This window comes from Pseudomonas sp. EggHat1 (assembly GCF_014892995.1).
In the GTDB taxonomy this organism is placed as follows: Bacteria; Pseudomonadota; Gammaproteobacteria; order Pseudomonadales; family Pseudomonadaceae; genus Aquipseudomonas; species Aquipseudomonas chaetocerotis.
Genome location: NZ_JACKQK010000038.1, coordinates 1 through 811 on the forward strand (window position 1 = coordinate 1; position 811 = coordinate 811).

1 protein-coding gene is annotated in these 811 nt (G+C 62.3%); it reads left to right on the forward strand.

Translation table 11 applies throughout. The features are described from left to right. Positions 1–811, forward strand: an 811-nt coding sequence (locus tag INS93_RS24585) for an aminotransferase class III-fold pyridoxal phosphate-dependent enzyme (RefSeq protein ID WP_192985859.1), incomplete at both ends; no start/stop codon positions are given.

Sequence of the window (811 nt, forward strand, 5' to 3'; positions counted from 1 at the left end):
CGTTCTACAACACCTTCTTCCAGACTGCCCACCCGCCGGTGCTGGAGCTGGCCCATGCCATCTCCCAACTGGCGCCGGCCGGCATGAACCACGTGTTCTTCACCGGTTCGGGCTCGGAGGGCAACGACACCATGTTGCGCCTGGTGCGCCACTACTGGGCGTGCAAGGGCCAGCCAAACAAGAAGATCATCATCGGTCGCGACAACGGCTACCACGGCTCCACCGTGGCCGGTGCCAGCCTCGGCGGCATGAAGTTCATGCACGAGCAAGGCGACCTGCCGATCCCGGGCATCGCGCATATCCCGCAGCCTTATTGGTTCGGTGAAGGCGGCGAGCAGTCGCCGGAGGCATTCGGCATCTGGGCCGCCGACCAACTGGAGAAGAAGATTCTCGAACTGGGTGTTGACAATGTGGCGGCCTTTATCGCCGAGCCGATCCAGGGCGCGGGCGGYGTGATCATCCCGCCGGAGACCTACTGGCCGCGCATCAAGGAAATCCTCGCCAGGTACGACATCCTCTTCGTTGCCGATGAGGTGATCTGCGGTTTCGGCCGTACCGGCGAATGGTTCGGCAGCCAGTACTACGAYCTCAAGCCTGACCTGATGACCATTGCCAAGGGCCTTACCAGCGGCTACGTGCCGATGGGCGGGCTGATMGTCAGCGACAAGGTGTTCGAGGTGATCGAAGCGCATGGTGACTTCAACCACGGTTTCACTTATTCCGGCCACCCGGTGGCGGCAGCGGTGGGGTTGGAGAACCTGCGCATTCTCAAGGACGAAGGCATCGTCGAACGGGTGAAGGCAGAAACGGC